The organism is Phenylobacterium sp. CCH9-H3 (genome assembly GCF_001557235.1).
GTDB lineage: Bacteria > Pseudomonadota > Alphaproteobacteria > Caulobacterales > Caulobacteraceae > Phenylobacterium.
Window position 1 is genome coordinate 1 of record NZ_LSJI01000216.1, and the last position, 6,365, is coordinate 6,365.

Annotated in this window: 7 protein-coding genes and 1 pseudogene; 2 read left to right on the forward strand and 6 right to left on the reverse strand. The window is 67.3% G+C overall.

Annotated features, from left to right (window positions below; all coding sequences use genetic code 11):
- Nucleotides 1-115: 115 nt before the first annotated feature.
- From AX721_RS18880 to AX721_RS18890, 3 genes are all read right to left on the reverse strand, one after another.
- The gene (locus tag AX721_RS18880; RefSeq protein ID WP_068877528.1) at nucleotides 116-811 is read right to left on the reverse strand and encodes a ParA family protein; all 696 of its coding nucleotides are present in this window, start codon (nucleotides 809-811) and stop codon (nucleotides 116-118) included.
- Between the two features lie 329 nt (nucleotides 812-1,140).
- Nucleotides 1,141-1,590 (reverse strand): GNAT family N-acetyltransferase, encoded by a 450-nt coding sequence (locus tag AX721_RS18885; protein ID WP_231754742.1) that lies wholly within the window; start codon nucleotides 1,588-1,590, stop codon nucleotides 1,141-1,143.
- A gap of 74 nt (nucleotides 1,591-1,664) precedes the next feature.
- Nucleotides 1,665-1,943, reverse strand: a complete 279-nt coding sequence (locus AX721_RS18890; RefSeq protein WP_068877530.1) for a DUF1778 domain-containing protein — start codon at nucleotides 1,941-1,943, stop codon at nucleotides 1,665-1,667.
- A 204-nt stretch (nucleotides 1,944-2,147) separates the two neighbouring features.
- Here AX721_RS18890 and AX721_RS28440 point away from each other — a divergent pair, with 204 nt between their 5' ends.
- Nucleotides 2,148-2,753 carry a SprT-like domain-containing protein gene (locus AX721_RS28440; RefSeq protein ID WP_082765502.1) on the forward strand — a complete coding sequence of 202 codons (606 nt, stop codon included), beginning with the start codon at nucleotides 2,148-2,150 and terminating at the stop codon, nucleotides 2,751-2,753.
- A 5-nt stretch (nucleotides 2,754-2,758) separates the two neighbouring features.
- On the opposite strand, the gene AX721_RS18900 is transcribed toward AX721_RS28440, so the two are convergent.
- Nucleotides 2,759-3,328 (reverse strand): recombinase family protein, encoded by a 570-nt coding sequence (locus tag AX721_RS18900; protein WP_082769873.1) that lies wholly within the window; start codon nucleotides 3,326-3,328, stop codon nucleotides 2,759-2,761.
- A gap of 232 nt (nucleotides 3,329-3,560) precedes the next feature.
- On the opposite strand from AX721_RS18900, the pseudogene AX721_RS18905 reads away from it, so the two are divergent.
- Nucleotides 3,561-4,001: pseudogene (locus AX721_RS18905) on the forward strand (transposase); the annotation flags it as partial.
- Between the two features lie 99 nt (nucleotides 4,002-4,100).
- On the opposite strand, the gene AX721_RS18910 reads toward AX721_RS18905, so the two are convergent.
- Together AX721_RS18910 and AX721_RS18915 are read right to left on the reverse strand one after the other, a co-directional pair.
- The gene (locus AX721_RS18910; RefSeq protein ID WP_068877533.1) at nucleotides 4,101-5,507 is read right to left on the reverse strand and encodes a TolC family outer membrane protein; all 1,407 of its coding nucleotides are present in this window, start codon (nucleotides 5,505-5,507) and stop codon (nucleotides 4,101-4,103) included.
- Nucleotides 5,508-5,692: 185 nt separating this feature from the next.
- Nucleotides 5,693-6,076: a DUF411 domain-containing protein gene (locus tag AX721_RS18915; protein WP_231754743.1), complete on the reverse strand. Its 384-nt coding sequence runs from the start codon at nucleotides 6,074-6,076 to the stop codon at nucleotides 5,693-5,695.
- Nucleotides 6,077-6,365: the final 289 nt, after the last annotated feature.

Here is a 6,365-nt window from a genome sequence, read left to right on the forward strand (position 1 = left end):
GCGGTCTCGCGGATGGCCGCGATGACCGCGGGGTCTCGCGGCCGCGGCGCCTCCACCGGGCGGAAGCCGTCGACGTCGACGTCCTCGTCCTCTTCGAAGATCGACGCGCGCGCCGTCATGCCGCCTGCCCTTCCCGGCTTTCACTGTCGGCCGAGTCGCGCAGCATCTTCAGCACCTCGTTGGCGAAGGCCCGCGCATTCGCCACCGCCTTGTCGATATTGCGGACACTGGTCGGGTCCAGGCTCTCGAGCGCCCCGCCGAAAGAGAACATCGCTCGGAAGGCCTCACGCTCGTTGAGCTCCGACTCGAAGAGGCGCACCCCGTGACGCTGCAGCTCGCCTTGAACATGCACAAGGCTGCGCGAGCGGACGGCGACGGCGGTCCGGGTCAGCAGGACCGCATGCGGAATCTGCCGCCGCGAGGTTCGCTCCTGCTTCTTCACCAGCGACAGCGCCCGCGCGGCTTCCTTGGCGTCGAGCTGAGATCCCTGGGTCGGCACGATCACCAGGTCCGCCGCGCTGATCGCATAGGCCACTGTCAGCGACGCCGTGCCCTCGCAGTCGACGATCACGAACGGCGCCGCCTGGGCGGCCGTGTCGATTTGGTCGAGAATCGAGTCCTGATCGACATCAGACACCACGGTCAGCTGGGCCGGCGCCCCAGCGAGTTTCGCCCAGGATTCGACCGGCCGGTTTGGATCCGCGTCGATGACGATCACCGGAGCCCGGCGTGCGAGCTGCGTCGCCAGGATGGTGGCCGCAGTGGTCTTCCCGACCCCCCCCTTCGGCGAAATGAACGCGATCGTCGGCATCGAACACCTCCACTTTGGCGCGGCCGTGGCGACGCCCTGTCGACTAATGGACGCGCTGAAAGCTTTCGGAAAGGTTACCGAATGCTTTCGGATAGCTTTCGGCTAGGGACCTAGCTGGTAGCTACCAACTAAGATGGCACGCCTCGCTGCCAATGCCGCGCTTAAAGCCGTTGAGAACCTAAATGATTCGGAGCCGACCTACCACGTGCCGGCCGGTCGCTATCTGGTAGCTATCCATTTCGGCTCCGCAAGGCCAGCGAGAGGCGCGCCTGCCACTCAAGGGCTGCATAGGGGCGGGACCCCGCGGTCCACGGCTCCAGCCCACGTCTTCAGAACAGACCCCGCACCTTGAGGTCGTCGGCAAAAGTCGCCAGGGGAAGGACCAACGTCAACGGCCGGTCGCGCAGGGGCTCCGCTCCATAGCCGGCATACCATCTGGCCGCCCGATCGCTCTTGGCGTCGATGATGAGAAGGACGCCGCCGCTCTGGGCCGAGATCCGCAGACAGCGTAACGCGGCCGCCACAAGGAGCTGCCCGCCCAGGCCTTTCCCCGCCACGGCCAGATGGGTGGCGAGGCGAGCAAGCCTGAAGCCGGAGACCTCATGCTGCGCCAAGCCCCGGACCATCGTCGGAGGCGCCTGTTCGTGGGCGACTGCCGAGGGGGTGATCGTGTAGAATCCAAGAATATTCCGGGGTGCGCCGTCATGGATCGCACAGAACGTCTTGGAGGCGTTTTGCTCATGGCTTTGACGGGCGAACCGCTGCAGGAACTCGTTCATCTGCGCGTCGCCACAATCGAACGATTTTCGATCGTGTGACTTGGCGATCGGCTCCTCGTGCCAACGCGGGAGCGTCATATGGTATCGGGCAATGCGGCGATGGCCGCCCGTAGCTTCGCGTTCGGTCGCGGGGGATTCTCGAGCAGTTCCAGGATTCGCGTGAAACCGCGCTCGGAAACCGTGAGGACCTCGGCGGCGGCGATGACCGCCTCGGCCTCCCGCAAAGCAGTCTGGGTGACGAAGCTCGTGAGGTCAGTATCGCGCAGCGCCGCAGCTCGAACGAGCTTTGCCTTCGCGTCGGGCGAGACCCTCAAGTTCATCCGCTTGTTATCGTCGACGGCCGCGCGCGGCATGGAAAAATCTCCTATCAGCGGGATTGTACACCTTCAAGACGTACAACGCAAAGGCCGACTGCAGGTGTAGCGCGACCCAAGCCGCAGCGAGGGCCAAAATTCCCTGTCGGCCGATCCACGTTGTGACACCGACGTGATTGGCTTGGCGCGGGTCGCCGAGGTAAATTTGTATCGTACCGCGCCTATGGGTTCTTCAACGAGCGCCTGTTCGCCGGCGAGCTGCCGGCCTGCCTGATCACCATGCAGCGGGCGAAGAAGGCCTATGGCTATTTCGCCGGGGGCCGCTTCGGCTCCAAGGACGGCGCGGTCGTCACCGACGAGATCGCGCTGAACCCGTCGCACTTCCACGCCCGCACGACCGAGGAGAGCCGTTCGACCCTGGTCCACGAGATGGTCCACCTCTGGCAACACCATTTCGGCCAGCCATCGCGCACCGGCTACCACAACAAGGAATGGGCCGCGAAGATGCGCCTGGTCGGGCTGATCCCCTCGGACACCGCCCAGCCAGGCGGCAAGGAGACGGGCCAGCGGGTCAGCCACTACATCGCCGCCGGCGGCCCGTTCAAGGCCGCCTTCGCCGAGCTGGAAGGGGAGGGGTTCGACGCCCTCTATGTCGAGCTGTGGGACGACGCGGAGACCCGCGCCACCCGCAAGAAAAAGGCCGACAGCAAGACCCGCTACACCTGCCCGTCTTGCGATCTCCACGCCTGGGCCAAGCCCGGCGCCCGGCTGATGTGCGCGGATTGCGAAACCCTGATGGAAGCCGAGGGAGGCGAGGGGGACGGGGAGGCCTTGGACGCGGCGGCCTAGCACCGTTACCGCGCCAGGGTCGCCCGGAGCGTCTTCGGGCTGACCTTGTAGGCCCGCGCCACCACGGCCGCCGGCTCGTCGGCCGCGAGCCTGGCCCGCGCCTCGGCGATCTGCTGGCCGCTCATCTTCGGGGGCCGGCCAAGGTGTCGGCCGGCGGCCTTCGCCGCCGCGATCCCCTGGCGCTGGCGCTCCTGGGTCCGTCGCCGCTCGTGGGCCGCCAGGCTGGCCAGGATGTCGGCGATCAGCCGGCCGTCATTGGTGGCGATGTCGAGGGAGGGGAGGGCGAGGATTCTCAGCACCACGCCCCGCCGGATCAGCTCGTCCATCATGACGATCGCCTCGCCGGTGCTGCGGCCGAGCCGGTCCAGCTCCGTCACCACCAGCTCGTCCCCGGCCTGCAATCCGCCGAGGAGCTGATCCAGGCGCCGGCGCGCCTTGACGCCGCTCTGCACCTCCTCGGTGATCTGGGCGCAGCCGGCGGCGTCCAGCGCCGCCCGCTGGCGCCCGAGGTTCTGATCCTCGCCCGAAACCCGCGCATAGCCGTAGCGCATTTCGCCCACCACCTTTCTCCCCATGTAACTAGCTGATTTGCTTGGGGCCGGGGAGGGGGGAAAAAAGGTAGACCTTTTGCCCGTCGCTCTGGCGAGAGTGGGCCTATAACAGCTGTGCTGCAAGGACGGTGGGGGCAGGGGTCCCCGCTCGCGTCATGAGGCCGCGTGCACGAGGTCGGACGTCGCCAGTATCAACACCTGCTCTTCGATGACGAGTCCCACTGATGGTAGAGAAGCCCAGCGATGACATGCGGGGACTCGCCGGCTGTGGGCCTATGCCCGAGATGATCGCCCCTGGGGCGGGCCAGACCCGCCCGGCGTGGCCTATGTCTATGTGCCGGACCGCAAGGCCGAGCGCGCGGTGGCGCACCTAGCGGGCTTCAAGGGCGTGCTGCAGGTGGACGGCTATGCCGGCTATCGGCCGCTGGCCGAGGCCGGTGGCGTCAAGCTGGCCTTCTGCTGGGCCCATGTGCGCCGGCGCTTCTACGAGATCGCCGCGGCCGGCCCCGCGCCGATCGCCAGCGAGGCGCTGGAGAAGATCGCCAGGCTCTACGCCATCGAGACCGACATCCGCGGGCGCTCGGCGGACGCGCGGCGCCGGGTGCGCCAGGAGACCAGCCGGCCGCTGGTCGAAGCCTTGCGTCCCTGGCTCAGGGCCCAGCTCGAGCGGGTCAGCCATCGCCGCCGAACCGCCGATCAGTGCGAGACACGTGCGCCTTCGCCGAGGGTGGTGAAGGTTATTCACCGAACGTGACATTGCAGAGCTGGGCCGACGCCTCTTCCCATCCCACGCGGCTTAGTCGGCCTTGCGCGGCCGCGCCGCCTCAGGCGGCGCGCCAATCCGGTCTACAGTCTCCGCGACCGCATCCACTGGCGCCCAAACGCCAGACCGGGTGACGCGCTTGAACGAGCGCCGCGGATCATAGAGCGGCGTCTCCGGCGCCAACCGCTTCGCCTCTAGCCGGCCAATCGCGTTGAGCAGCGAAGCGCTCGCGACATAGGCGTCCCGTCGCGCCGCGACCAGGGAAAGCTCGGCGTTCCGCAGTTCGAGCTCCGCGTTCAGGACGTCGATCGTGGTTCGGATGCCGACGCTGAACTCCAGACGCGTGCCTTCGACGGCGATCTGAGCGGCCCTGACCACGCCCTCATTCGCCGCGGCGGCGCCCCGCGCCGTGTTCATCTGGCTCCAGGACTGGGCGATGGCTTGGCGGACCTGGCGCTCGGCCGTTTGCGTCCGGATACGATCGGTGTTGTTGCGTTCGAGCGCCTGGCGGATCTGCGACGAGACGACGCCGCCGGAGTAGAGGGGGAGCGTCGTCGTCACCGAGGCCGTCAGATTGCGAGCGAACCGATCGGCGATGAAGGGATCCACCTGCCCTGAATAGCCGTAGCCGCCGCGAACCGACACCGTAGGCCGGCGCTGAGCGCGGGCGACCGCCACCCGGGCGCGGCTGGCCTGCTCGGTCAATTCAGCGGCCTGGATCTTGGGGCTTTCCGTCCGGGCGACATCGAGGGCTTCCAGTACGTTCTTAGGCAGATAGCTCTCAAGCGGCGGCGGCGGGGCGAGCACTTCGGGTGGCTTTCCGACGACGGCTTCGTAGTTCGCCCGGCTGATCTCCAGTTGCCCTTCTGCCGCCTCGAGTTGCGCCCGCGACGAACCCAGGCGCGCTTCGGCTTGCGCAACATCGGTGCGGGTGAGCTCGCCCACCTCGAAGCGGGCCTGCGTCTCCTCGAGGCGCTTTTGCAGGGTGTCCACGTCCTGGCGGCGGATTTCGACCACGCGCTGGTCGCGAAGGACGTCGGCATACGTCTGCACCACATTGAGCAGCACGCCGGCCTCAACATCGCGCAAGGTCTCCCGGGCGGACAGGATATCGGCTTCGGCGGCGGACATGGCGGCGACCGTGCGCCCGCCTGTGTAAAGAGGCTGCGTGACAGCAAGCGAAGCGTTGCCGAAGTTGCGTTCCGTCACCCCGCTAGCGGTGACGTTGGTGTCGGGGATCCCGTCTCCGTTGGTGTCCACCAGGCCGGTGCGCCCGGCGTTGACCGACGTGTTGCTGTAGGAGGCCGTCGAGGTGATGCTCACCTGGGGGCGCAGACCAGCACGAGCCTGAACATAGCCCTCGTCGAGGACGCGGACCTGCGAGCGCTGCGCCTGCAGTGTCGGATTCGTCTCATAGGCGAGGGCGATCGCCTCGGCCAAGGTCTCACCAGACGCCGGCGCGGCCCAGGCTGTACACACCGCTGCGATAACCCCCAGCCGCGCGCCGGTCCGTTTCGATCGCAAGGGCATACCTCCAGGAAGGAAAAGATTAACCTCTTGTGTGGTGGCCGCCGAAGAAGGGCTGGCTACGAGCAGGGTTCGTGACCACGCTGCACTCAGACGTTCTAGTGCCGAGCAAAGATTCGGCGGCGGCCCTCGCCGAGCAGCAGGAGCGTGAAATACTCCTCCCGTCGTCCGTCGGCCTGCTCCATGCCTGGCGATCCGATCGGCATGCCGGGCGCCGCCAGCCCCAGGGCTTCGGACCGCTGGCTCAGAAAGCCCGTCACGTCCTCCGCCGGCACATGACCTTCGAACACATAGCCGCGGATGACTGAGGTGTGGCAGGCGGCAAGATCGGTCGGGACCTTGTAGCGAAGGCGCACTGTCGGCAGGTCGTCGGTGAGCACCTCTTGCGCGTGATAGCCGGCCCTGTCCATGTGCGCGATCCAGGCCTGGCAACACAAACAGGATCGCGATCGATAGACGACGAAGGACGGCTCGGCCGCCATCGCGGCCTTCGGAACGGCGAGGCTTGCCAGGAGGATTGGCAAGGCCGGCAAGAGACTGCGCCTCGATATCGGCCGCATGGCATGGTCTTCCGGTGGGGTTCGGCGCCGCCCGCAGACGGAGCCAGTTTCTCCCTTGAGATACGCATATCAGCACCTTCGCCCCTCAGATGTGGCGCTCAGCGCTAAGTGCGGGCGGCCCGCGCGCGCGTATCCCTCCTAGGGGCCGGCCGCGCGAAGGAGGTCATCCATGTCTGAGGCATACGATTGCGTCATCGTCGGGGCGGGGCCC